The following is a 23,496-nucleotide window of genomic DNA, read 5'->3' on the forward strand; positions in this document are numbered from 1 at the left end:
CTGACTACTACAAACTACAAGAAAAAGCGACGGCCTAGAACCGTCGCTTTTCCACATTGCCTATTGATTCTCTTCTTTCTCGCGCCGCGCCGCCTCCAACTGCAAGCGAATCGTGCGGCGCAGCGGGTCTTCCGGGATCGTCACGACGGCATCGCCCGTGACGTTGCACTGGCAACCCAGCCGAAATCCGTCCGCCACCATCCGGTCGCTCAACATGTGCTTCTCCATGCGGCTGAGCGGCGGGAGCGGCGTCTCTGATTGCACTTGCACTTTGCAGGTCGTGCAAGCGCCCCGCCCGCCGCATTTGCTTGGCAACATCACTTTGGCCGACCGCGCCGCCGCCAAGAGGCTCACCCCGGTGCGCACGTCGACCGTCTTGCCGTGCGGCTCAAACCGAATCTTGTTCACGCGTCGTCCCCCTCTCCTTCCTCGTCAAGCGGAACCACCGGCTCTTCCGGAAGCACCGTCCCGTCCTCCAGCCGCATGTCGATCGGGTGCACCCCGAGCGCCAACGCTTCCTCGCGCTCCATCTCGATCACGTTCGGGATGCGCAGGAGCGCGTCGTCGATGTAGTCCAGCACCCGTTGCACATCGAGCGCCCGAAACTGCGGCGCGTACGGCGTCAACAGCTCCCGCGCCCGCGTGAACAGTGCCCGGCAACCGGCGATGTTGCCCGAATGCAAGTGGTACAACGCCACCGCCACTTGAATCAAACCTTTATAAAAATCGATGCGCTCGCCGTGCCAATACCCCTCCAGCACTTCATGCGCCTCAAAATACTGCCGCCTGTTCATGTACAGCAAAAAATCCAACACTTCCTCCGGATGCTGCTGCGCCATCTCCACCACCTCTTTCCTTTCTAGTATACACCAATTGAATCGTGCAACCGCTTGTTTGCATGGATCGAAAAAGAGTATTGATATCTGAAGGGTTGTTTGTTATATTGTGACTAGAAAATTGTGCAAGCGTTTTCATCTTTTAACGCACACAGAGACAGAAAAAAGGGAGGAACAACCATGAGCATGAAAAAAGGTCTCAAGAAAGCGTTCGGCATGTCTTTTGCGGCAGTTTTTATGGCATCGATCGTGCCGGCGGGCGCCGCGATGGCAGCCGACAACGGCACGATGATGCAATACTTTGAGTGGTATCTGCCGAACGACGGCACCCTCTGGACCAAGATGGGCAACGACGCGGCCCACCTGAAAAACATCGGAATCACCGGTGTTTGGTTCCCGCCCGCCTACAAAGGCCAATCGCAATCGGACGTCGGCTACGGGGTGTACGACATGTACGACCTCGGCGAATTCAACCAAAAAGGCACCGTGCGCACCAAGTACGGCACCAAAGCCCAGCTGCAATCGGCGATTTCCGCTCTGCACACCAACGGCATTCAAGCGTACGGCGACGTCGTGCTGAACCACCGCATGGGCGCGGACGCCACCGAAGCCGCGAACGCGGCGGAAGTCAACCCGTCGAACCGCAACCAGATCACGTCCGGCACCTACCAAATCCAAGCGTGGACCGACTTTGAATTCCCGGGCCGCGGCAACACCTATTCCTCGTTCAAGTGGCACTGGTACCACTTCAACGGCGTGGACTACGACCAATCCCGCTCCTTGAACCGCATCTACTTGTTCCAATCGACCGGCAAAGCGTGGGACTGGGAAGTCGATTCCGAAAACGGCAACTACGACTACCTGATGGGCGCTGACATCGACTACGATCACCCGGACGTGCAAGCGGAAGTAAAAAACTGGGGCAAGTGGTATGTCAACACTCTCGGTTTGGACGGCGTGCGCATCGACGCGGTGAAACACATCAAGTTTGACTACATGGCGTCTTGGCTGGCGAACACCCGCTCCGCAACGGGCAAATCGAACTTGTTTGCCGTCGGCGAGTACTGGAACAGCAACCTCGCCGCGCTGGAGAACTACGAGAACAAAACCAACTGGAGCATGTCCCTGTTCGACGTTCCGCTGCACAACAACTTCCAAGCGGCGGCAAACGGCGGCGGCTACTACGACATGCGCAACCTCTTGAACGGCACGATGATGAAAAACCATCCGATCCAAGCGGTCACCTTCGTCGACAACCACGACACGGAGCCGGGGCAATCGCTGCAATCTTGGGTGTCCGACTGGTTCAAACCGCTGGCGTACGCGACGATCCTCACCCGCCAAGAAGGGTATCCGTGCGTGTTCTACGGGGACTACTACGGCATCCCGGCGCAAGGCGTCTCGGCGAAATCCTCGTGGTTGGACAAGCAGTTGGCGGCGCGCAAATCGTACGCGTACGGCACGCAGCATGACTACTTCGACAACGCGGACGTGATCGGCTGGACCCGCGAAGGCGACTCTGAACATGCGGGCTCCGGTTTGGCAACCGTGATGTCGGACGGCCCGGGCGGCTCGAAGTACATGTACGTCGGCACTTCGCACGCCGGCCAAGTGTGGAAGGATCTCACCGGCAATCGCACCGACACCGTCACGATCAACTCCAGCGGCTACGGCACCTTCCCGTGCAACGGCGGTTCCGTTTCCATCTGGGGCAAGTAAGACTTCCCGTGAAAAAAAGACCTGTCCCGTGGGGGGCGGGTCTTTTTCATATAAAACACGTCCTTCGGGAACAAGTCTTTTTTCTAAAAAAACTATTCATCAGGAGCAAGTCGTTTTTCAAAAACCCACTCCTCGGGAGCAAGTCATTTTTCAAAAGCCCACTCCTCGGGAGCAAGTCGTTTTTCAAAAGCCCACACCTCGGAACCGGTCTTTTTTTTCCTGCACACCTGAAGTTTTTACTCCAAGCCCTCCATATCAAGGAGCTCTCTTTTCATCGCAAGCCCTCCGCGATACCCTGTAAGGCTGCCGGAGCTGCCGATCACTCGATGGCACGGCACCAAGATCGGCACGGGATTCGCACCGTTTGCCGCGCCGACAGCCCGTACTGCCCGCGGGCGGCCGACACGCTCGGCGATCTCTCGATAGCTGCGCGTCTCTCCGGCGGGAATCTGCGCAACCGCTTGCCACACGAGTCGCTGGAACTCCGTCCCCCGCAAATCAAGCGCACTCGCAAACACGCGCCGCTCCCCGCGATAATACTCCTCCAACTCCCGCACCGCATCCGCCAACGCCGCTCCGTCTTCCCGCAACTCCGCACCCGGCATCGCCTTGCTCACCCACGCCCGCAACGTCTCCCACGATTCATTGGGCAGCGTGATGCAACAAATCCCCCGCTCCGTCGCGGCTATATACAACTCCCGAAATCTCGTCCACTTCACGATCATCTCACGGCCTCCCTCCCCGATACTGCGTCGGCGTCTGCCCCGTCCGCGAATGAAACACCGTCGAGAAGTGCGACAAGTTCACGAACCCGACCTGCCCCGCCACATCGGTCACGCTCCACTCCGTTTCCCGCAGCAGCCGTTTCGCTTCCCGCATCCGCACGTCCAACAAAAACTCCCCCGGCGTCTGCCCGGTTTCACGCTTAAACATCCGATGCAGATGATGCGGACTCATCTTCAACTCGTCCGCCAACACATCCAAACTGAGCCCCTCGCCAAAGCGTTTTTCAATCAACGCCTGCACTTGCGCGGCCGCATCTCCGCCCGCGCCGCGCCACACCGCTTCTTCCGGCCGGCAGCGCTTGCAGGCGCGAAACCCTTGCGCCATCGCGTCTTCTGCCGTCGCAAACACCGACACGTTCTCCCGCTTCGGCGTCCGCGACTTGCACGACGGCCGGCAAAAAATGCCCGTCGTCCGCACCCCGTAAAAAAACACTCCGTCACTCCCGCTGTCACAACTCTCAATCGCCCGCCATTGCCGCTCTTCCATCCGGACCGCCCTCCTTCTCCTTGCATCAAGTGTACCTCACCCGCCTGCCGTCCGGCACCCTCTGCGAATGAAGAGTCAAAATCACAAAAAAGCCCCCGCATCTCTGCGGAGGCTTCCGTCATATGTCTCAAAAAAATCAACTATTGGTATGTCACATTGAATCCGTTTACAACTCCGCGAAACTTAAGCCGCGCCGATGAAGTTCAACGCCACGAACCAATCGTACTCTTCCTCCAGCCCGTGGGACTCCAATTCGCGGTAATACGAGAGGAATTCTTCGCTGGTCATGCCGAAGCGTTGCTCGCACTCTCGGATGTAGTCCTTCAATTGGGCATGTTTGCGGTCGATGTAGTCTTGCATGGTAGGCAGTTCCCCTCTCCAAAAGATTCGTGCTCTCAACTGACCTCAGTATATCATATATGCTCACACCCGTCGATATATGACATACTATTTGTCTTAAAATACCTCTTTGTCACCACGCAAGACATCAGCCCATACACTGCACCAAGACAGAGTTGGCAAGGAAATGGAGGTCATGGACATGTTGCATCCGCTTGTGCAGGAAAATTACTACTTGCGGCAGCGAGTTCAGGAGTTGGAGCGCGAAGTCCAACACATCCGGCTGATGTTGGCGGCGAAGACGTTGATGATCGGCAAACTGGAGATCCGAGTGGACAGCATCAATTTAGACCAGTTCTCCGGCACCTTCCAAATCGGCGTATCGCATTCGGCGGATCTCAACGAGGGCGAAAACAGCGGTTGCGTCAAACTCCCGCACCTGCCGGAACGCCCGGTCATGGAGATCTAACCGTGCCGGACAAAACAGACCCCCAAACCAAAACCCTGATCGCCCTCGGGGACTCGATCACAGCCGGGGTCGGCGGCAAATGGAACCGGGGCTATCCCGCGCATCTCGCCAAGCTCCTCGAAGCCAAATACCCCGGCCTCGACCTGATCAACTGGGGCATCCCGGGGCTTACGATCCCGCGCTTGACCAAAGCGCTGCAGCGGGGTGATCATCTCTACGACAAGCTCGCCGCCGCCGACTGGATCGTGATGACGATCGGCGGCAACGACATCATCAACGCTTTCCCCAAGCACTTCGCCGAAACCGCGAAACTGAATCTGGAGACGCAAGCCCTCGCCCGCGAACTCGACCTCTTGCTGGCAACGTTGCTCTCGCTGACCGCCTGCCCGATCTACCTCGGCGATCTCTACAACCCGTTCCCCCAGTCGCAGGCGGCCGAGCTGATCATCTCCACCCTGAACCGCGAGCACCTCGAACCGCTGTCCCGCCGTTACCAAAACCTGCACCTCGTGCGGCTCTCGACCGTATTGCGCGGCCAAGAGTCCCGCACGATCCAATACTTCAAAACCGGCACGATCCGCGACATGAAGCGCTTCTTCCGCCGTCCGATCCACCCGAACGACGAAGGGCACCAACTGATCGCCGACGCGTTCTACCGCGCGATGATCCCGCGCCTTCACCCGCCCAAAAAGCCCTGATCTCCACGTTTGTCCGTGTGCATCCACTCCTGTCCGGCATACGCTAAGAGCAGAACGACAAACAGAGAGCACAACCCAAAAAACAACATGAAGGAGTGTTGCAACATGAGTGGAACAGCAGCAGCGGTTGGCGGGTACGGTATGGGGATGTTCGGCGGGTTTACGCGTTGGGCGATTGTCTTCTTGATTATCTTCGTCCTGTTCTTCCTTTTCGTCCCGGAAGTCGGCTACGGCTGCTAGGAACGACTGAACGAAACGGCGGCGCTCTTCGGAGGTCGCCGTTTTTTTGTGTGCCTGCGCCCGTCTGCCTGCATCAAAAAAGCGGGCATCTCTGCCCGCCTGCTGCGATCCGCCTGTTACTGGTTGCCAAACATGTTCATCATCATCTTCGCGATGCCTTCCATCGAGAAATCGTTGCCCTTTTTCTCCTGCGCGGGCGCTTGCCCGTTCATTCCCGGCATTCCAGGCATTCCCGGCGTGCCTCGCATCCCAGGCATACCAGGCATACCAGGCATACCAGGCATACCAGGCATTCCCGGCATTCCGTGCCCCCCCGGCATCGCGGGCCGCGGCATGCCCATGTTCGGCATGCCCTGCTGCGTCTGGGGCCTCGGCATCCCCATGTGCGGCATCATGCCCATGCCGGGCTGCGGCGTGTGCGCGGCTTGCGGCTGCGACGAGCTCGACCCGTCCTTGGAAAAGTACTTCGTGACCGCATTGCCGATCATCCCTTTGATCATGCTCATGATCATCGGATTCCCCAAAATCCCCGTCAAAAAACCGCCGTCGAGCAACCCCGCCGGCACCGCCGCCGTGCGGATCGCTTCCGAGAAGTGCACCGCCAGCCGCAGATAGTCCTCTTCCGACATGTTCAGCTTCTTCGCCTCGGAGCGGATCATCCGCCGCAAGTCGCCGTCGATGACGATCGCTTGGCGGTTTTTTCTGCGCGGTGCCGCCCCTCTCGGCTTTCTGCGAATTGCGTCTCCCATGTCCTCACCCCCTTTTTGCAACAAGAGACCGAGAGGCAATCCTCTCGGTCTCTCGCTTCCGTCCATGCGTTTTCTTAGTACCCGTATCCGATCCCCGGAACAAGCAGGAAGAACAGAACGAAGATGATCAGGAACACGATCGCCCAACGAGTGTACCCACCGAACAAACCGTACCCGCCGTACCCTGCTGCTGCAACGTTACCAGACATTGTACATTCCTCCTTGGCTTTGATGCTACATCCTATGGCGCATCGCCCGCTTGCGCTTGGACGTTCGCCCCGTGCCTTGCAAAATGGTTGTCTGCCCACCATAATAAAGAGAGCAGTCACGAAAGGAGGCATCTCCATGCCGTTCGTACATATCGAGATGGTCGAAGGACGTACCGTAGAGCAAAAGCGTGAACTCGCCAAGCGCGTCACCGAAGCGGTTTCGGAAATCGCCGGCGTTCCGGCGGAGCGCGTGCACGTGATCTTCCAAGACATGAAGAAGGAAGACTACGCCAGCGGCGGTACCCTCGTCCTCGACAAATAAGAATCGCTCCCCAGCAAAAAAGCCTCTGGACGCAGCACGTTGCGTGTCCAGAGGCTTTTTCTCACATCCATTTGCGTTTGAGGAACGTCCTCATCATCCCGTAGGAGATCGCGACAAGTCCCAAGGTGATCACGATGGTGGACCACCACGAATCGTGGAACGGCAACGGCACGTTCATCCCGAAGAAACCGGTGATAAACGTCAGCGGCAGCATGACGGTGGAGATGACGGTCAGCACGCGCATCGTGTCGTTCGTGCGCGCCGTGACGAGCGAATAGTACGTCTCCAGCGCGCCGGAAATCAAATCGCGCTGCGACTCAACCGTATCGGCGATGCGCTCCAAGTGGTCGACCAAGTCGATGTAGTACGGGATGTTGTCTTCGCTGATCTCAAACGAATACCGTCCGTTGACGTTGGCGAAGATCCGCTTCTGCGGCTGGATGACGCGGCGGACCAACACGATGTTGCGCTTGAGCGCCAAGAACTCCTCGGTGATCTCTTGCGCCGGCTCGACGTACATCTCGTCTTCCAGCTCGTCGATCCGCGACGAGAGGCGTTCCATGATCGGAAAGTACTCGTCGGTGATCCCGTCGACCATCGCGTACAACAGATACTCCGGGCCTCTGTTCATGAACTGCGAGGTGCGCAGGCTGGCCGCTGCGACGCGGCCGATCGATTGGAGCGGTTTCTTGTGAATGGTGACGATGTAGTTCTTCCCGAGGAAGATGTTCAACTCCTCGGTCGTAATCTCGATCTCCCGCTCCTCATCATATCGCAGCGCATGAAAAACGAAGAAGTAATAATCGTCATATTTGTCAACTTTCGAACGCGGGGAGTCATGGAGACAGTCCTCGATGGCAAGCGGATGGAAGTCAAACGTGTTGCCGATATACTTCAGCTCTTCAGCCGTACAGTTGTACAAGTCAATCCACAGGAGGTTCTTGGGGTCTTGCAACATGGAATGCCGGCTCTGCAGATCAACGTCATGGTACATCTTGTTCTCAATGAAGTTATAAAAATACGTTTTGATCATCGCGCGGCCCTCTCACTCTCTGTCGAATCGTCTATAGGCATTATAGGTCGCGAAAGCAGGAGCGTCAATGTGTGATTGTGCAAATTTCGCGTTTAATGAATCATTCCGGTCTGCAGGATGTGCATATCCACCTTGACATCGAGCTTGGCTTGCTTGTACAGGGACTCGCCGAGCTCGTTGCTCAACTTCGACACATACCCTTTGGAACGGTACATCTCGATGAGCCCGAGCGGGTCGGACAAGAACTCGTTTTGCAGTTTAAGCGCCACGGCTCTCATCGAGTCTTCCATATTCTTCCCAATTACAGTTTCCAGTTTCTTCACTTTCTGTGGTTCTTCCAAATCGGCGTCGCCGGAGTATTCGGTGACCGCTCCGTCGATGTCGTAATGCAACAGGATCTTGGGCTTGCCTTGCACTTTGGAAATTTGCACATCGCGCTTGACTTTCATGTACATGACCACGGCATGGGCGGGTTGCCCGTTGCGGGTCTTCTCCGGCAGCGTCACGTCCACTTCGCCCAACGCGTTTCCGCCGTAGAGATACGCCAAGTACCGCGTCTCGTCCGGGTCGAGCCGCCCCACCATCACATCGTCGCGAAACACCGCCACGCCGTCGACGATGATGTCTTCCTTGCCCATGCGCAAGTACGGCAAGACCGGGTCGCTCCCGTGGTCGTACACATCGTGGAGGAAGTGGTGCAAATTCGTGTGCGGGATCGTGTTTTGCTCCATCTCTTTGCGCAACATGCGGTACAAGTAGATGTCCACGCTCGGTTTGTCCGGATAGCGTTTCGTAAAAAAATCCACCGACTTCCCCTCGGTGACCGCCAAGTAATTCTGCGAGCCGATCTCCACATCGCGAAACAGCGTGTCGCTGTACGGCAAGATGCCTCCTCGCGCCATCTTCTCCCCGTAGAGCACCACGCGAATCTGCCCAGAGACGAGTTTGCGCTCGCTCATCCGGGAGAGGGCGAAGCGCAGTTCTTTCGACGAGCCGCCCTTGCCGGTGAGCACGTCGATTTTTTCCTTGCCGGTCTCGGTGAAGTTCGGGATGACGACGGTGCCGATGATGTTCTCGCGGTCCGACCTGTCGTAGCCGACCGCCGAGATGACGCCGAGTTGCTCCAATTGACGGTGCTGGCGGCTCCCGCAGCCCGTGGTGGTGCAGGCGACGGCGAGCGCGAGCGCCAACGCCCAGGTTCGTTTTTTCATGAGGGCTGCTCTCCTTTCTTGCGCAGGAGGAGGCTGAGCAACCAGAGCAACAGGGGGTAGGCGATCATCAGCGCCAAGCCGAACTTGGAGAGAAAGTTCAAGTGTTCGTTGATCTCGATGCGTCCTTTGACCTGCGTCGTGAAGTAGATGTAGAGCGCGAGGATGACGAGGTAGAGGTAAGGTTTTTTGAGGAACAAGGTCTTCTGCAAGCCCTCCATCCCCGCCCAGAGGTAGTTGCTGCAGGTGTTAACGATGCGCACGACCCAGATGGCGATCACGATCGTTTCAAAGCGCTCGATGAACGGCAACTGCACATGTTTGAACATCGTCAGCATCGGCCAAATCGTCTTGAGGAGCTGCGGCAGCGAGAAGAACATGATCGTGATGACGGCGTTGAGCAAGTATACGAACGTCATCCCCCACGACGCGATGGAAGCGGCGGGCAGCACGTCTTGTTTGTGCGCCACATAGGGGTACATCACCATCAAAAGCTCAAAGCCCAAGATCGAGAGTGCGGAAAGCAGGCTTCCATGGAAGAGGTTCGGCAAGCCGGACTGCCCGATGGGAAACAAGTGCGAAAACGTGCTCTCCTTCATCGGAAAGTACACCAGCAATGCGATCCACACGGTCAAAAAAAACGTCGTGATCGCAAATCGCCCCAGCAACCGCAGCCCGGCATAGGAAGCATACACGGTCGGCACCAACAGAATGCCCGTCAAGATCAACGACTGCGTCATCGGATACATCCACGTGCACACCAATTCGATAAACGTGATCATCGTCATGAAGCTGGCATAGAGACAGTACGCGGCAAACACGAGGTTGAACAGCTTGCCCAACCACTTGCCGAACAGCCGGGCGTGAATGTCATAGATGCCAAGCGTCTTGAAGCGCCGCAGCAACAACCACATGAACACGATCGACAGTTGCGGGTACAGCCCGGAGAGCAACACCGCCAACGGTGCGTCATGCCCGGTCTTGTCGGCGATGAAGCGAACCATCCCCAAGATCCCGACTCCGATCGGCACCGTGTGCAAGAGGAACAGCAACTCGATGCTGTTGATCGATTGATTCCGTTCACTTCCCGCATCGCTTTGACGCACAGTTGATCTCCCTCACTTTCGTTTTAAACTGGGCAAGTTGTTCATGCGGTTGCGCTTGGATTTGGTCAAGAACGGCCGAAACGACAGCAACTGCGTCGGCACGCGGATCAGCGTGTCTTTGAGATCGGAGAGCCGCAGCGGCGCAAACGGTGTCATGTACGGTGTATTCAGCGAAGACAGATGCAGCATGTGAATCAAGATCGTCACCAAGCCGACCATCAACCCCATAAAGCCCCACAGCCCGGAGAGGAAGATGATTGGAAAGCGCACGACGCGCACGGCGTTGCCCATGATGTAGCTGGGCGTCACAAACGAAGCGAGCGCCGAGAGCGAGACGACGATGATCATCACGTTTGACGTAAAGCCCGCCGACACCGCCGCTTGCCCGATGACGATACCGCCGACGATGCCCATCGTTTGGCCGACTTTGGTCGGCAGCCGAGCACCCGCTTCGCGGAGGACTTCCAGCGTCAATTCCAGGAACAGCGCTTCATACAGCGGCGGAAACGGCACTTTCGCCCGGGAGAGCGCGATCGTTTTCAACATGTTGGCGGGGATGATCTCATAATGGTATTGAAGCGTCGCCACGTAGATCCCGGAGAGCGTGATCGAGACGATGACCCCGATGACGCGCAGCATCCGCACGAGGCTGGAGGAAATCCAGCGGTTGTAATAGTCCTCCGGCGAGTGAAAAAACTCAATAAACGAACTCGGCCCCGTAAACGCGTAGGGAGAACCGTCGACCAACACCGCCACTTTGCCGTCAACCAAGCAAGCAACGATGTTGTCCGGGCGCTCCGTCAAGTTGAACTGCGGGAACGGAGACAGCGGTTGGTCTTCCAACAGCTGCACCAATTCCCCGGCGCCGATCAGCGAGTCCATTTCGACGTCTCGGATGCGCTGGATGATTTTTTTCATAAACTCTTCGTTCACGATCCCCTTGATGCCGAGCACCAAGATTTTGGTCTGCGTCAAATCGCCGACGCGCAGCGGCACCATCTCCAAGTCCGGCGTCCGCAAGCGCTTGCGTATCAGCGCGAGGCTCGTCTCCAGCGATTCGTTCAACGCTTCCTGCGGCCCGACCACGATCGATTGGTTCTCCGCTTTCTCCACCGGGCGGCCTTGTTCTTGGTCGGCTTTGTAACAGAGAAATCCCGGATGGCCCGGCACCGCCGCCAGCGTCCATCCGTCCATGAGAAAGCGGACCGCGTCCGGCAACCTCTCGGCGTGCTTGCGTTGCCCGATCACCACGAAGTCGTTGATCGACTCCCACGGTTTGTTCTGCATGGCGAGCACTTTCATCGGGCGGATGACGTCGCGGTGCAACAGCGGGACGTTGGTCAGCGTCTTGAGAAACAACACCTGCGGTGCGTTTCGTTCGTCGGAGAGCGAGATCGTCGTCAAATCGAGCGCGTTTTGCATCGCCTCGCGCACGCGGTTGGCGTTTTCTTGGGGATCGTCTGTCAGCGGCGTGTCGGAAACCTCCAGGTCTCCCCCGCGCTTGTTGTTCTGACCTTGGCCTTTGTTGAGCGATTCCAGGAACTTCAGCAGCCATTTCGTTTGCATGTCAGCTCACCCATTCATTTCGCGCCTTGCCAATTTTCTCATAGTGTTTCCAGAGACACGAAAAAAACCCGCAACGCCACGAGGGCCTGCGGGTCTCTTTTGTACAGGGAGCAAGCGTTACGCCTGCATCTGGGTTTCTTCTTCGTCGACCGATTTCAAGCGTTTGACCGTCAAGCGGGTGACGCGCAGAGAATCCATCTCCGAGATGATGAACTGGAAATTGTCGACGTTGACTTTCGCCCCGACATGCGGGGTGGTGAACTGGGCGTAGACCCAGCCGCCGATCGTGTCGACATCTTCCGAAACGATGCGCAGCGAGAAGTACTCGTTGACCTCGTCGATCAGCATGCGCGCGTCGATGGAAAGGTCATCGCCTTGGATTTCGAAGAACGGACGCTCTTCGTCGAACTCGTCCTGAATTTCACCGACGAGTTCCTCCAAGATGTCCTCGGTCGTGACGATCCCCGCGGTGCCGCCGTACTCGTCGATGACGATGGCAAGCTCGGAGCGGTTCTTCTGCAAGATGCGCAGCACGTCCTTGATCGGCATCGATTCCGGCACGGTGACCGGCTTGCGGGCGATCGCTTCCAGCGACGCGTCGGTGGAACCCTTCAGCGCGACGGCGTAGAGGTCCTTGATGTGCACGACCCCGACGATGTTGTCTTTGTCCTCCTTGGCGAGCGGGAAGCGGGTATGCTTCTCCGTCTCCGCTTTGCGCATGTTCTCTTCAAACGCACGGTCGACATAGAGGACGGTCATATCGGTCCGCGGCACCATGATCTCGCGCGCCACGCGGTTGGAAAAATCAAAGATGTTGTCAAAGAGAATGCGTTCCGTCTCGTCGAGCACACCGCTTTCGTGCGACTGCGTGACGATCATGCGGATCTCTTCTTCATTGTGCGCCAATTCCGCTTCGGTTGCCGGTCGGATGCCAATGATGCGCAAAAAGCCGTTGGCGGTGGAGTTGAGCAACCAGATGAACGGATACATGATCTTGTAGAAGTACGTCAGCGGCGCAGAAGTCCAGAGCACGGCGCCCTCGGTGCGGTGGATCGCCAACGACTTCGGCGCCAACTCCCCGAGCACGATGTGCATAAACGTAATGACCGCAAACGAGATGACCGCCGAGATGGTGTGAACGGTGGCAGACGACCAATTCAAGTGCAAGTCGTGCGCCCAATTCGTCACCAATGCGGCCACTGTGCTTTCCCCGACCCAACCAAGGCCAAGCGAGGCAAGCGTAATACCAAGCTGTGTCGCCGAGAGGTATGCGTCCAATTTCTCGATGACACCTTGGGCAAATTTCGCCCGCTTGTTCCCTTCTAAAACCAACTGTTCAATCCGAGTGGAACGCACCTTGACCATCGCAAATTCCGCCGCGACGAAAAAGCCGTTCATAAACACCAGGAAAAAAATCAGGGCAATATCCAAAAAGGAAACAGAACTGAACGGGTCCTCCAAATTTAGGCTCCTGACAGGAAAACGCGTCTCTCACGCGTCTCTCCCGCAGGAATCCACCTCCCAAGAGTAGTTTAGTTGAGGATTAGTATAGCATACAGGCGTGTGCCCTTCCAGTTAGCATATACCCAGATTATGCTCCATATATCCCGAAAAATGACGGACAGTTCCAAACAGTGCTCCGTCTCGTTGTCATTGTCGGGCTTCCTTGCTATAATTGGTACTGCTTACTCATTCGTTAGGAGGTTGACACATCATGGCAGAATTGATCGTTGACGTTCTGGTTGAAATCCCGACCGGTTCTCAAAACAAGTACGAGTTTGACAAGGAGAAGGGCCGTTACATTCTGGACCGCGTCCTCTACTCCCCGATGCACTACCCGACCGAATACGGGTACCTCGAAAACACCCTCGCGGAAGACGGCGACCCGGTTGACGTGCTCGTTCTGGCAACCTTCCCGACCTTCCCGGGCTGCACCATCGAATCTCGCGTCATCGGCGTCCTGATGATGACCGACGACAAAGGCAAAGACGAGAAACTGCTCGCGGTTCCGACCAACGACCCGCGTTTCAAGGAAGTACATAGCCTTGACGATGTAGCTCCGCACACCTTGAAAGAAATCCAACATTTCTTCCAAGTGTACAAGGACCTGGAGAACAAGAAAGTTCAAATCGACGGCTGGGAAGGCGTTGAAACCGCAGCTCGCCTCGTCGAAGAAGCGAAAGTTCGTTACCAAGGCTAATCACAGAGAAAATCCTGAGTCCAGCGACTCAGGATTTTTTTGAACCAACGTTTGAAGTTGCACAGCCGTTAGCCGAACATCTTAAAGCCGCGGCGTTGCAAGGTGCGGATCGTCATCGTGGCGATGATGCCGCCGCCGAGTACCGGAAGCGACGTGATCAGTTTATTGGAAACACCTTCGAGGCTGAGCAAGAGGTAACCGCCGATGACGACCGCAACAACGGTCGACGTCCACGGGAATTTTTTGGTCAGCATGTTGATGATGAAGCCAAAACCGAACGATGCGATCAAGAGCAACAGGAATAATACCGTATACATGGCCACGAACAATGCAGGTCACCTCATTTGACGATAGATGCGAACCTAATTGTACCATTCAGCCCGTTTTCGGGCAACTTGTCCCAAGGGAGAGAAGGGGGAATGAACTGTGACACAGCGGCTTGTCTCGATCTGCCCGAGCAACACCGAATTGCTGCATCTGCTGGGGCTGATGGACCGCGTGGTCGGCGTGGATGATTATTCGGATTGGCCGCCGGAGCTCGTGGCGGGATTGCCGAAGCTCGGGCCGGACTTGAACATCGACATGGAGAAGCTCCAAGCCCTGCAGCCGGACCTCGTGATCGCCTCGCTGTCCGTGCCCGGCATGGAGAAAAACATCGAGCGCCTCGAGCAGCTTGGGCTGAACTACCTCGTGCTCGACCCGAAGTCGTTTGAAGACATCTACCGCGATGTCGAGACGCTGGGTCAGGCGTGCGGCGTGCAAGAGCGTGCTGCGGAGATCGTGGCGGAGTTGCGCGGTCGCGTGGAGCGCGTCGTGAACGCCGTACCCAAAGGTTCCGAAGCATTGAACTTGTATTGGGAGTGGTGGCCGCGCCCGTTGATTTCGCCCGGCTCGTTAAATTGGCTGACGGAACTCTCCCGACTGGTCGGTGCCGAGAATCTGTTCGCCGACAAACCGGGGGATTCGTATACAGCGGAACATGACGAGGTGATCTCGCGCGCGCCGGACTACGTGTTCGCCGTCTGGTGCGGCGTACACGCCGATAAAGTGAAGCCCTCGATGATCACCGAGCGCCCCGGCTGGGACGCGGTGCCGGCGGTTCGAGAGGGCCGTGTATACGTGTTGGAGGAAGGTCTGTACTGCCGTCCTTCCCAGCGCTTGTTTGACGGCTTGGAAGAGCTGGCGCGCTTGCTCTACCCTGAACTACAACTCTAAGGAGGCACAACTTCATGGCAACGGAACGTGGCGACGTTTGGCTCGCGGTCGCCGGCATGGTGATCAAGGACGGCAAAGTGCTCGCCGTCAAAAAATCCTACAGCGCAACCAAGGGTCTCTGGACTCTGCCCGGCGGTTTTGTGAACGCGGACGAGACGGTCGACATGGCGGCGGCGCGCGAAGTCTTGGAAGAAACGGGCGTGGTGGCGGTCGCGGAATCGATCGTGGCGGTTCGATCGGGCCTTCTGCGCAAGGGCAAGTCGGACACGCTGCTCGTGTTCAAACTCCGCCCCACGGGAGGCGAAGAGTCGCGCTGCGAGCGCGAACTGGAAGAGATGGCGTGGAAGACGCCGCAAGAACTGCTCGACGACGAAACCACCACCGAATTCCTCGCCGCCCTCATGCGCGAGGCGGTGCACAACCCTGGGCTCCTGCACCAAAGAGACTTCCAGTTCACCCGCGACTACGGGTACTCGACGTTCCAGGTTTTCATCTAAAACCCCATGCTTTCCACAAAAGAGACGCCTCCACACAGGAGAGCGTCTCTTTGACCAAGCGCCTACGAAAAACAGACGCCCCCGTTACTGAGGGCGTCTGTTTTTCCTATAAGGCATTACACCGTTTTCACGTCGAGGTTTTTCAGTTCTCGGCGCAGGATTTTGCCGGTGGTGTTTTTCGGGAGTTCGTCGACGAGGATGACATCGTGCGGCACTTTGTACTTCGCGAGGTGCTCTTTGCAGAACGCAATCAACTCGTCCGCCGTCGTCGCGTCCTTCTCCTTGAGCGCGACGATGGCGCGCACCTGCTCCCCGTATTCCGGGTCCGGCACGCCGACAACCGCCGCTTCCGCCACGTTCGGGTGCTTGAACAGCAACTCTTCCACTTCACGCGGATATACGTTGAAGCCCCCGTTGATGATCATGTCCTTCTTGCGGTCGACGATCGTATAATACCCGTCCTCATCGACCGTCGCCAAGTCGCCCGTGTACAGCCAGCCGTCCCGAATCGTCACCGCCGTCTCCTCCGGTCGGTTCAGATACCCGAGCATCACGTTCGGCCCGCGGCAGATCAACTCGCCGACTTCGCCCACGCCGCGCTCCACACCGTCTTCGCCCATCAGACGCACGTCCACCTCAATGATCGGCAGACCGATCGTGCCCGGCTTGCGCTCTCCGTCAATCGGGTTGAAACAAACGACCGGCGACGCTTCCGAAAGCCCGTAGCCTTCATTGACCTGCACGCCAAACTTCCGCTCAAAAGCCTCCATCACCGCAACCGGCATCGCCGAACCGCCGGAAATCGCGATGCGCAACGACTTCAGATCTTCCGGCTTCACCTCCGGATGCTGCACGAGGAAGTTGAACATCGTCGGCACGCCCGCAAACATCGTCGCCTGCAAGTCCGCCACGCTCTTCGCCATCTCCGTCGGCGAGAACTTCGGGAACACGATCAACGTCGACCCGCGCGAGATCGGCGCGTTCAACGCCACCGTCATGCAGAACACATGGAACATCGGCAACACCGTCACCACGCGGTCCGACTGCGAAATGCCAAGGAACGTGCCGGATTGATAAGCGTTCGAGACCAGATTGCGATGCGACAACATCGCGCCCTTCGGCTGGCCCGTCGTGCCGGACGTATAGAGCACGACCGCCAAGTCGCTTTCCGCCACGTCCACCGCCGGCAAGTCGACCGGATTCCCCGTCACTTGCGAAAATTCCACAGCTCCTTCATGCGCTCCCCCGACGAGGATCACCTGTTGCAGCGTCGGAAGCGTCGCGCGCATCATCTGGAACATCGGCCCCATCGGAGCCACCGCCACCACGCCCTCGACACCCGCGTCGGACAGGATGAACTGCAATTCCCCCGGCGTGTACAGCGGGTTGATCGGCACCGACACCGCGCCGATGCGGGCGATCGCATAATACGCGATCACAAACTGCGGGCAGTTGCCCAGCAGAATCGCCACTTTCGACCCCTTGCGAAGCCCGAGGTTGTGCAGACCTGCGGCAAATGCGTCGACCGCCGCGTCCAATTGCGCATACGTCATCTCGATCCCTTGAAACTGAATCGCCGTCACCGCCGGAAACTTCTCCGCCGATTGACGCAAAGTCAAACTGAGATTCACAGGAATCCCCCCTTGGTGTGTTCGCGCGACGGGCGCTCCAACCGAACAGTCGGTCGGAGCACGTCGAAGAGAAACACCGGCAGGATGATTACCGGTGTTTAAACTTGGGTTCGCGCTTTTCAAAAAATGCGTTGCATCCCTCGTGAATGTCTTCCGTCTGGAAGACCTCGTCCAGCAGTTCCGCTTCGTAGAGGACGCCGTTGGTCAAATCCATCTCCAAGCCTTTGTCGACCGCTTTCTTAATTCGAGAAAGCGCTGTCAAAGTACGCCTCGCCAATTGCTTCGCCATCGCGAGCGACGCATCCATCACGTCGGCGTCCGGCACGACTTTGTTGACCAACCCGATGCGCCACGCTTCTTGCGCGTCGATCGGATCGCCGAGATACATCAATTCCTTCGCCCGGCCTTCCCCGACCAAACGCGGCAGACGCTGCGTGCCGCCCGCTCCCGGAAACAGTCCGAGTTTGACTTCCGGAAGACCCAATTTGACGCTCTCTCCCGCAATGCGGATGTCACAAGCCATCGCCAACTCCAAACCGCCGCCGAGGGTGATGCCGTTTAGAGCTGCGATCGTCGGTTTCGGCAGGAAGTCGAGCTTGTTATACGTGTGGAAGTGCTCAAGCGCCATCTTCTTCGCTTCGCCGCGCGCCATCTTGGACGGAAATTCCTTGATGTCCGCACCGGCCATAAACGCGCGTCCGGCCCCGGTCACGATCAACACGACGACGTCCTCGTCATGTTCCACTTCATGCACACACTCGCGAATCTCCATCCCCACCGCTTCGCTCAACACGTTGACCGGCGGGTTGTCGATGGTCAAGATCGCGATTCCGTCTTCCTTGGTCCAATTCACATACTTGCGAGTGCTCATCGAATCGTGAGACCTCCTTCACTATTTCGACAAAAAGCGGAAGTCTCCTTCCGCTTTTTGTACTGACTGGTCATTTTTTTGAATTCTTTCTGTTCGCCAATCGGGAAATATAGATGACCAAAAACCCCAAAAGCGCTACCCCTGTGACGCACATCGACGAGACGGTCGCCCAAGCCATTCCAAAATACTTCCATAGATAATACGATAAGTCCCCAAGACCCACAACAATTGCCAGCAACAACCAGTTTGGAAGATTTTTCTCGTCCATGCGTGTTTCTGTACCCCGTATCGTGATAGATGTGTGTTTTCTTTATTTTCGGTCATGCCTCCCTTGTTTGACAAGTAGAAAAAACGGTTTACGAGCAAGAAAAAAACAACTATAATACCTATATACTTACTTGGTTTTAGTGAGCAAAAGGGGGAGAGCGAACTTGGCTACGACTTTGAACAAAGAAGAGCAGCTCAAGATAGACAAAGACGGACTCGACGTCCTCGCCGACATTCACCGGTACGCGCAAGAAGGGTTTGCCGCGATCGACCCGGGCGACTTCATCCGTTTCAAATGGTACGGCATCTACCAACAGAAGCCGAAAACCGACCCGTACTTCATGATGCGCGTCAAAATTCCGGGCGGCATGCTCAACTATGAGCAAGCTGTCACGGTCGCTCAACTTGCAAACGACTTTGGCCGCGGTCTTGCCGACGTGACGACCCGCCAAGCGATTCAATACCATTGGCTGCAAATCGAACACATGCCGGAAATATTTGACCGCCTCGCGAAAGTCGGCATGTCTCCGATCCAAGCGTGCGGCGACGTCGTCCGCAACGTGATCTCCTCTCCGGTTGCGGGTCTGGACGCACAGGAATTGTTCGACGTGCGCGACCTCGTCCTGCAGGTGGAGCAACTGTTCCTCAGCAACAAGGAATTCTCCAACCTGCCGCGCAAATTCAAGATCTCCATCGCGGCCGACCCGCGCGACCTCGGTCACCCGGAAATCAACGACCTCGCTCTCGTTCCGGCGCTGCTCGGCGACGAAGCGGGCTACCATGTTCTCGTCGGCGGCGGCCTCTCCGCGAAGCCGTTCCTCGCGAAGAACCTCGGCATCTTCCTGCGCCAAGAAGAAGCGCTCGACGTGATCAAAGCGGTCGTCACGATCTTCCGCGACCACGGGTACCGCGAGAAGCGCTCCCATGCCCGCGTGAAATTCCTCATGGCCGACTGGGGCCCGGAGAAATTCCTTGAGCATGTCGAAGCGGTCACCGGCAAGACCTACACCCGCGGCGGCGTGCGTCAAACCACCGAGTGGAACGGTGCGTACCTCTACGGCGTGCACCCGCAAAAGCAAGCGGGCCTGAACTTTGTCGGCCTGTCGCTGCCGGTCGGCCGCATCTCCGGCGACATCTTGCTGGAGCTGGCACGCCTCGCCAAGAAGTACGGCAACGGCGACCTGCGCACCACCAACACGCAAAACATCATCATCCCGAACGTGGCGGACGAGAATGTCGAAGCGCTGCTGGCAGAACCGCTTCTGCAAACCTTCACGGCGAAACCGAACACGTTTATCGGCCATGCGGTCTCTTGCACCGGCAACGAGTTCTGCAACTTGGCGCTGGTTGAAACCAAGGAGCGCATGAAGTCGATCGCGAACTACTTGGACGAAACCTTCCCGAATTTCGACACCCCGATCCGTCTGCACGTCAACGGCTGCCCGAACTCTTGCGGCCAACAGCAAATCGCGGACATCGGCCTCGCAGGAGCTCTCGTGCGCATCGACGGCAAGATGCAAGACGCGTTTGACATCTCCATCGGCGGCGGCCTCGGCGCAGATGCGAAATTCAACCGCAAAGTCGTGCTGAAAGTGAAGGGCGACGAGGTGCAATTCGCCATCGAAGCGATCGTACGCTACTACGAACAAAACCGCGAAGCCGGCGAATCGTTCCGCTCCTTCGCCAACCGTGTCGAGGACGACGCGGTGAAAGCGGCGGTCGCTGCGGCACAACAAGCGCGCGCGTAATCCTTTTTTTGCAAACGATATTTTCACACGAACCCCTCGCTTCCGTTGCGGAGCGGGGGTTTTTTTTCTAAAATGGAGAGATACGTTTGACAGAAAAAGGTGATCTGTGTTGATCCGAACCTGTGCCCTGACCCAAGACCACCGGTTGGTGTTTGATATTCCGCTTGCGAACCTGAAAGTCGACAACCAGTTGCTCTGGTATTGGGTGGATTTCTCCGCGCCCACGATGGCGGAAGCGCACGCGCTCCAAGACGTGTTCCAGTTCCATCCGCTGGCGATCGAGGACTGCTTTCACCATCTGCAACGGCCCAAAGTGGACCAGTACGAGGAGTATTACTTCTTCGTCATGCACCAGTTGGACCAGTTGACCCTGCATCCCAACGAAGTCGATCTGTTCGTCGGCAAAAACTTCGTGGTCTCGTTTCATTTGAAAGAGTGCCGCGAGATCGAAAACGCCTGGGCCAAGTTGACGGCGGGGACGCTGAAGATGTGGGAGCGCGGCCCGTACTACATCGCCTATATGATCATGGACCAGTTGGTCGACCACTACTTCCCCGCTCTCTACCAGATCGAGGAGCACTTGGACGTGATCGAAGAGAACACGCGCAACCAGAAAGTCCGGCAGTTGATGGACCAGGTGTTTTCCATCCGCGCCGACCTGTTGCAGCTGCGGCGGACGGTGGTGCCGATGCGCGACTTGCTCTACCGCATCTTGCACGGCGAGCCGATCGAGCCCTTCAAGAAGCAGCGGGCGTACTTGACGGACGTGTACGACCACCTGCTGCGCCTCGCCGAGCTGATCGACAGCAACCGCGAGATGACGGCCGACTTGCGCGACTCTTACATCTCGCTGACGACGAGCCGCCAGAACGCCGTGATGGTCGTCATGACGGTCGTGACGACGATCTTCATGCCGCTGACGTTGATCGTGGGCATCTACGGCATGAACTTCGACAACATGCCGGAATTGCACACGAAGTACGGGTATTTCGTCGTGCTTTCGGGGATGGCGCTTCTTGCCTTGGCGATGACCTACTGGTTCAAACGCAAGGGCTGGTTTGAATGACCTGAAAAACCCATCAAAAAAGCCTCTGGGCCGCGTGTGGCAGCCAGAGGCTTTTTGATTGGGCAAAGCTTGCGTTGCAAAAAAGCGAGATCATACCTTTTTGCGGGCAGTGCCTTTTTACTAGAGCATGCGCTTTTGCTGGAAGAGGAAATCGGTCAGCGTGTCTTTGAGCTGGGCGAGCTTCTCGTTTTCCTTCTTCAGCGCTTTGTAGAGGTGCTTGTTCTTGCCGACGCCGAGCTTCTCCAAGTCGGTGCCGGTTTCCGACCAGCGCTGTGCTTGTTTCTTCAGCTTGGACATCTCGCGCTGGTTCTCGATGACCGAGTGTTGCAGCGCGGTGTGCACTTGCTGAATTTGGTCGGTGGTCAGCTTCAGCGTCCACGTGTCGTCCTCCTCGCTGACACGGGTGATCTGCAAGTCGACGATGTACTCGCGCTTGCCTTCCGGGAGCAGGGGGTTGACCCATACTTCCTCGTCTTTTTTGGTTTCGTCCGACATCTGCGTCACTCCTTGTACAAAACTCCTGAAAAAACCCCCTCCGGCGTGGAGGGAGTTTTGTGGCGGGGCTTATTGATCTTACTCTTCGTCCCAGTCTTCGAAGTCTTCTTCGTTCAGGCCGAGGTTTTTGCCGGATTTCTTTTGGTAGTCGAGCAGAGCCGCTTTGAGCGCTTCTTCTGCGAGGACGGAGCAGTGCATCTTAACCGGCGGGAGGCCGTCGAGCGCGTCTGCGATCGCTTTGTTGGTCAGGGTCAGCGCTTCGTCGATCGACTTGCCTTTGATCATTTCGGTGGACATGGAGGACGTTGCGATCGCCGCGCCGCAGCCGAAGGTCTTGAAGGTCACGTCTTCGATGACGTTGGTTTCGTCGTTGATTTTCAGGTACATCTTCATGATGTCGCCGCACTTCATGTTGCCGACTTCGCCGACGCCGGAAGCGTCTTCGATTTCACCCACGTTGCGCGGGTTGGTGAAGTGATCCAATACTTTATCGGTGTACATAGGGAGAATCCTCCTTAGAGTAGATGAATTTATAGAGTCTTCTTACGCGATCGGGAGGCCTTTTTGGAAACGCTCCCAGACAGGAGACATCGCGCGAAGTCTTTCTGCGATCGGTTGCAGTTCGGTGATGATGTAGTCAATGTCTTCCTCGGTGGTCGAGTGACCCAGCGACAAGCGCAGGGAACCGTGTGCGGTGGTGTGGGTCAAGCCCATCGCCATCAGCACGTGAGACGGATCGAGCGAACCGGAGGTGCAAGCGGAACCGGAGGATGCCGCCATGCCTTTCATGTCGCAGGTGAGCAGCAGCGCTTCGCCTTCGATGTACTCGATGGAAACGTTGACGTTGTGCGGCAGACGGCCTTCGCGCGGGCCGTTCAGACGGGTTTCCGGAATGTTTGCCAGGATACCGTCGATCAGCTTGTCGCGCAGTTTCGTCAGGCGTGCGGACTCTTGTTCCATCTCTGCAACCGCCAGCTCAATCGCCACGCCGAGGCCGACGATGTTCGCCACGTTCTCGGTGCCCGGGCGCAGTTTGCGCTCTTGACCGCCGCCGTAGTACAACGGCTGGGTGCGGACGCCGCGGCGCATGTAGAGCACGCCGATGCCCTTCGGGCCGTAGATTTTGTGGCCGGAGAGCGCGAGGAAATCGCAGTTGATCTTGGTGACGTCGACCGGAATCTTGCCGACCGTTTGCACCGCGTCCACGTGGAAGAGAATTTTCTTCTCGCGGCAGATCGCGCCGATTTCTTCGACCGGCATGATCGTGCCGACTTCGTTGTTCGCGTGCATGACGGAGACGAGCACGGTGTTGTCGCGCAGGGCGTTTTTGAAGTCTTCCACCGAAACGCGGCCGACTTCGTCAACCGGCAGATAGGTGACTTCAAAGCCTTCCTTCTCCAGTTGCTTGAACGCGTCGAGCACCGCGTGGTGTTCGACGACGGTGGTGATCACGTGGTTGCCTTTTTTCTTGTTCGCGCGGGCGCCGCCGAGGATGGCGATGTTGTCCGCTTCGGTACCGGAGCCGACGAAGACGATTTCGCGCGGGTCGGCGTTGATTGCTTTTGCGACTTTCTCACGGGACTCTTCCAGCAGTTTGCGGCTCGGACGGCCGAATTGGTGGATGGAAGACGGGTTCCCGAAGTTTTCACGGAGGACTTTCACCATCGCTTCGATGACTTCCTCACGAACCGGGGTAGTTGCTGCGTGGTCAAGATAGATGCTGCGCACTTCTGGTCATCT

28 protein-coding genes are annotated in these 23,496 nt (G+C 57.3%); 10 read left to right on the forward strand and 18 right to left on the reverse strand.

Features of this window, described 5'->3' with window-relative positions:
* Positions 1 to 60: 60 nt before the first annotated feature.
* Both EL26_RS00420 and EL26_RS00425 read right to left on the reverse strand, forming a co-directional pair.
* Positions 61 to 408, reverse strand: coding sequence for a 2Fe-2S iron-sulfur cluster-binding protein (locus EL26_RS00420; protein WP_038083246.1), 348 nt, complete (start codon positions 406 to 408; stop codon positions 61 to 63).
* A complete protein-coding gene (locus EL26_RS00425) occupies positions 405 to 839 on the reverse strand; it encodes a DUF309 domain-containing protein (protein WP_038083248.1) in 435 nt (144 codons plus the stop codon). The genes EL26_RS00420 and EL26_RS00425 overlap by 4 nt, the downstream gene beginning before the upstream one ends.
* A gap of 183 nt (positions 840 to 1,022) precedes the next feature.
* Between EL26_RS00425 and amyS the strand changes: the two genes are divergently transcribed.
* Positions 1,023 to 2,555, forward strand: a complete 1,533-nt coding sequence (gene amyS / locus EL26_RS00430; protein WP_038083677.1) for an alpha-amylase — start codon at positions 1,023 to 1,025, stop codon at positions 2,553 to 2,555.
* A gap of 236 nt (positions 2,556 to 2,791) precedes the next feature.
* Here amyS and EL26_RS00435 read toward each other — a convergent pair whose 3' ends face one another.
* The 3 genes from EL26_RS00435 to EL26_RS25195 form a co-directional block, all read right to left on the reverse strand.
* Entirely contained in the window at positions 2,792 to 3,280 is a 489-nt protein-coding gene (locus tag EL26_RS00435; protein WP_038083250.1) for a methylated-DNA--[protein]-cysteine S-methyltransferase, read from the reverse strand.
* 1 nt (position 3,281) lies between these two features.
* Positions 3,282 to 3,827, reverse strand: coding sequence for a bifunctional transcriptional activator/DNA repair enzyme AdaA (locus tag EL26_RS00440; protein WP_038083253.1), 546 nt, complete (start codon positions 3,825 to 3,827; stop codon positions 3,282 to 3,284).
* A gap of 183 nt (positions 3,828 to 4,010) precedes the next feature.
* A complete protein-coding gene (locus EL26_RS25195) occupies positions 4,011 to 4,187 on the reverse strand; it encodes a hypothetical protein (protein ID WP_161780629.1) in 177 nt (58 codons plus the stop codon).
* Positions 4,188 to 4,368: 181 nt separating this feature from the next.
* Here EL26_RS25195 and EL26_RS25200 point away from each other — a divergent pair, with 181 nt between their 5' ends.
* The 3 genes from EL26_RS25200 (at position 4,369) to EL26_RS26370 (ending at position 5,573) form a co-directional block, all read left to right on the forward strand.
* Positions 4,369 to 4,635, forward strand: a complete 267-nt coding sequence (locus tag EL26_RS25200; RefSeq protein ID WP_038083256.1) for a hypothetical protein — start codon at positions 4,369 to 4,371, stop codon at positions 4,633 to 4,635.
* Positions 4,636 to 4,637: 2 nt separating this feature from the next.
* A complete protein-coding gene (locus EL26_RS25205; RefSeq protein ID WP_038083258.1) occupies positions 4,638 to 5,333 on the forward strand; it encodes an SGNH/GDSL hydrolase family protein in 696 nt (231 codons plus the stop codon).
* A 141-nt stretch (positions 5,334 to 5,474) separates the two neighbouring features.
* Positions 5,475 to 5,573 (forward strand): twin-arginine translocase TatA/TatE family subunit, encoded by a 99-nt coding sequence (locus EL26_RS26370; RefSeq protein ID WP_161780638.1) that lies wholly within the window; start codon positions 5,475 to 5,477, stop codon positions 5,571 to 5,573.
* Between the two features lie 116 nt (positions 5,574 to 5,689).
* Here the strand turns inward: EL26_RS26370 and EL26_RS25855 are convergent, their stop codons facing one another.
* Together EL26_RS25855 and EL26_RS26375 are read right to left on the reverse strand one after the other, a co-directional pair.
* A complete protein-coding gene (locus tag EL26_RS25855) occupies positions 5,690 to 6,322 on the reverse strand; it encodes a hypothetical protein (protein WP_038083260.1) in 633 nt (210 codons plus the stop codon).
* Between the two features lie 74 nt (positions 6,323 to 6,396).
* On the reverse strand, positions 6,397 to 6,531 hold the full coding sequence (locus tag EL26_RS26375; protein WP_274518860.1) for a hypothetical protein: 135 nt from the start codon (positions 6,529 to 6,531) through the stop codon (positions 6,397 to 6,399).
* Positions 6,532 to 6,667: 136 nt separating this feature from the next.
* Between EL26_RS26375 and EL26_RS00460 the strand changes: the two genes are divergently transcribed.
* A complete protein-coding gene (locus EL26_RS00460; RefSeq protein WP_038083262.1) occupies positions 6,668 to 6,853 on the forward strand; it encodes a 2-hydroxymuconate tautomerase in 186 nt (61 codons plus the stop codon).
* A 61-nt stretch (positions 6,854 to 6,914) separates the two neighbouring features.
* Here the strand turns inward: EL26_RS00460 and corA (EL26_RS00465) are convergent, their stop codons facing one another.
* From corA (EL26_RS00465) to EL26_RS00485, 5 genes are all read right to left on the reverse strand, one after another.
* A complete protein-coding gene (corA, locus tag EL26_RS00465; RefSeq protein WP_038083264.1) occupies positions 6,915 to 7,886 on the reverse strand; it encodes a magnesium/cobalt transporter CorA in 972 nt (323 codons plus the stop codon).
* A gap of 92 nt (positions 7,887 to 7,978) precedes the next feature.
* Positions 7,979 to 9,097 carry a Ger(x)C family spore germination protein gene (locus tag EL26_RS00470; protein ID WP_038083267.1) on the reverse strand — a complete coding sequence of 373 codons (1,119 nt, stop codon included), beginning with the start codon at positions 9,095 to 9,097 and terminating at the stop codon, positions 7,979 to 7,981.
* Entirely contained in the window at positions 9,094 to 10,200 is a 1,107-nt protein-coding gene (locus EL26_RS00475) for a GerAB/ArcD/ProY family transporter (protein WP_038083270.1), read from the reverse strand. The genes EL26_RS00470 and EL26_RS00475 overlap by 4 nt, the downstream gene beginning before the upstream one ends.
* 12 nt (positions 10,201 to 10,212) lie before the next feature.
* Complete coding sequence (locus tag EL26_RS00480; RefSeq protein WP_052035807.1) at positions 10,213 to 11,766, reverse strand: spore germination protein; 1,554 nt, start codon at positions 11,764 to 11,766, stop codon at positions 10,213 to 10,215.
* 117 nt (positions 11,767 to 11,883) lie between these two features.
* Entirely contained in the window at positions 11,884 to 13,227 is a 1,344-nt protein-coding gene (locus EL26_RS00485; protein ID WP_038083273.1) for a hemolysin family protein, read from the reverse strand.
* A 253-nt stretch (positions 13,228 to 13,480) separates the two neighbouring features.
* Between EL26_RS00485 and EL26_RS00490 the strand changes: the two genes are divergently transcribed.
* Positions 13,481 to 13,966, forward strand: a complete 486-nt coding sequence (locus EL26_RS00490; protein WP_173424602.1) for an inorganic diphosphatase — start codon at positions 13,481 to 13,483, stop codon at positions 13,964 to 13,966.
* 68 nt (positions 13,967 to 14,034) lie between these two features.
* Here EL26_RS00490 and EL26_RS25730 read toward each other — a convergent pair whose 3' ends face one another.
* Positions 14,035 to 14,289, reverse strand: a complete 255-nt coding sequence (locus tag EL26_RS25730) for a hypothetical protein (RefSeq protein ID WP_038083684.1) — start codon at positions 14,287 to 14,289, stop codon at positions 14,035 to 14,037.
* 103 nt (positions 14,290 to 14,392) lie between these two features.
* Between EL26_RS25730 and EL26_RS00500 the strand changes: the two genes are divergently transcribed.
* Both EL26_RS00500 and EL26_RS00505 read left to right on the forward strand, forming a co-directional pair.
* Entirely contained in the window at positions 14,393 to 15,181 is a 789-nt protein-coding gene (locus tag EL26_RS00500; protein WP_038083276.1) for an ABC transporter substrate-binding protein, read from the forward strand.
* A 14-nt stretch (positions 15,182 to 15,195) separates the two neighbouring features.
* Positions 15,196 to 15,678 carry an NUDIX domain-containing protein gene (locus EL26_RS00505; protein WP_052035809.1) on the forward strand — a complete coding sequence of 161 codons (483 nt, stop codon included), beginning with the start codon at positions 15,196 to 15,198 and terminating at the stop codon, positions 15,676 to 15,678.
* A gap of 116 nt (positions 15,679 to 15,794) precedes the next feature.
* Here the strand turns inward: EL26_RS00505 and EL26_RS00510 are convergent, their stop codons facing one another.
* Together EL26_RS00510 and EL26_RS00515 are read right to left on the reverse strand one after the other, a co-directional pair.
* Positions 15,795 to 17,309 carry a long-chain-fatty-acid--CoA ligase gene (locus tag EL26_RS00510; RefSeq protein WP_038083279.1) on the reverse strand — a complete coding sequence of 505 codons (1,515 nt, stop codon included), beginning with the start codon at positions 17,307 to 17,309 and terminating at the stop codon, positions 15,795 to 15,797.
* Between the two features lie 88 nt (positions 17,310 to 17,397).
* Positions 17,398 to 18,180 carry an enoyl-CoA hydratase/isomerase family protein gene (locus EL26_RS00515; RefSeq protein WP_038083281.1) on the reverse strand — a complete coding sequence of 261 codons (783 nt, stop codon included), beginning with the start codon at positions 18,178 to 18,180 and terminating at the stop codon, positions 17,398 to 17,400.
* Between the two features lie 431 nt (positions 18,181 to 18,611).
* On the opposite strand from EL26_RS00515, the gene EL26_RS00520 reads away from it, so the two are divergent.
* The gene (locus EL26_RS00520) at positions 18,612 to 20,195 is read left to right on the forward strand and encodes a nitrite/sulfite reductase (protein ID WP_238546024.1); all 1,584 of its coding nucleotides are present in this window, start codon (positions 18,612 to 18,614) and stop codon (positions 20,193 to 20,195) included.
* A 109-nt stretch (positions 20,196 to 20,304) separates the two neighbouring features.
* Positions 20,305 to 21,261: a magnesium/cobalt transporter CorA gene (corA, locus tag EL26_RS00525; RefSeq protein ID WP_038083695.1), complete on the forward strand. Its 957-nt coding sequence runs from the start codon at positions 20,305 to 20,307 to the stop codon at positions 21,259 to 21,261.
* A gap of 120 nt (positions 21,262 to 21,381) precedes the next feature.
* Here corA (EL26_RS00525) and EL26_RS00530 read toward each other — a convergent pair whose 3' ends face one another.
* From EL26_RS00530 to nifS, 3 genes are all read right to left on the reverse strand, one after another.
* A complete protein-coding gene (locus EL26_RS00530; protein WP_038083286.1) occupies positions 21,382 to 21,756 on the reverse strand; it encodes a hypothetical protein in 375 nt (124 codons plus the stop codon).
* Positions 21,757 to 21,834: 78 nt separating this feature from the next.
* Positions 21,835 to 22,257 (reverse strand): Fe-S cluster assembly scaffold protein NifU, encoded by a 423-nt coding sequence (nifU, locus tag EL26_RS00535; RefSeq protein WP_038083290.1) that lies wholly within the window; start codon positions 22,255 to 22,257, stop codon positions 21,835 to 21,837.
* Positions 22,258 to 22,299: 42 nt separating this feature from the next.
* Positions 22,300 to 23,484 carry a cysteine desulfurase NifS gene (gene nifS / locus EL26_RS00540; protein ID WP_038083292.1) on the reverse strand — a complete coding sequence of 395 codons (1,185 nt, stop codon included), beginning with the start codon at positions 23,482 to 23,484 and terminating at the stop codon, positions 22,300 to 22,302.
* Positions 23,485 to 23,496 lie beyond the last annotated feature (12 nt).

This window comes from Tumebacillus flagellatus (genome assembly GCF_000714935.1).
Classification (GTDB): domain Bacteria; phylum Bacillota; class Bacilli; order Tumebacillales; family Tumebacillaceae; genus Tumebacillus; species Tumebacillus flagellatus.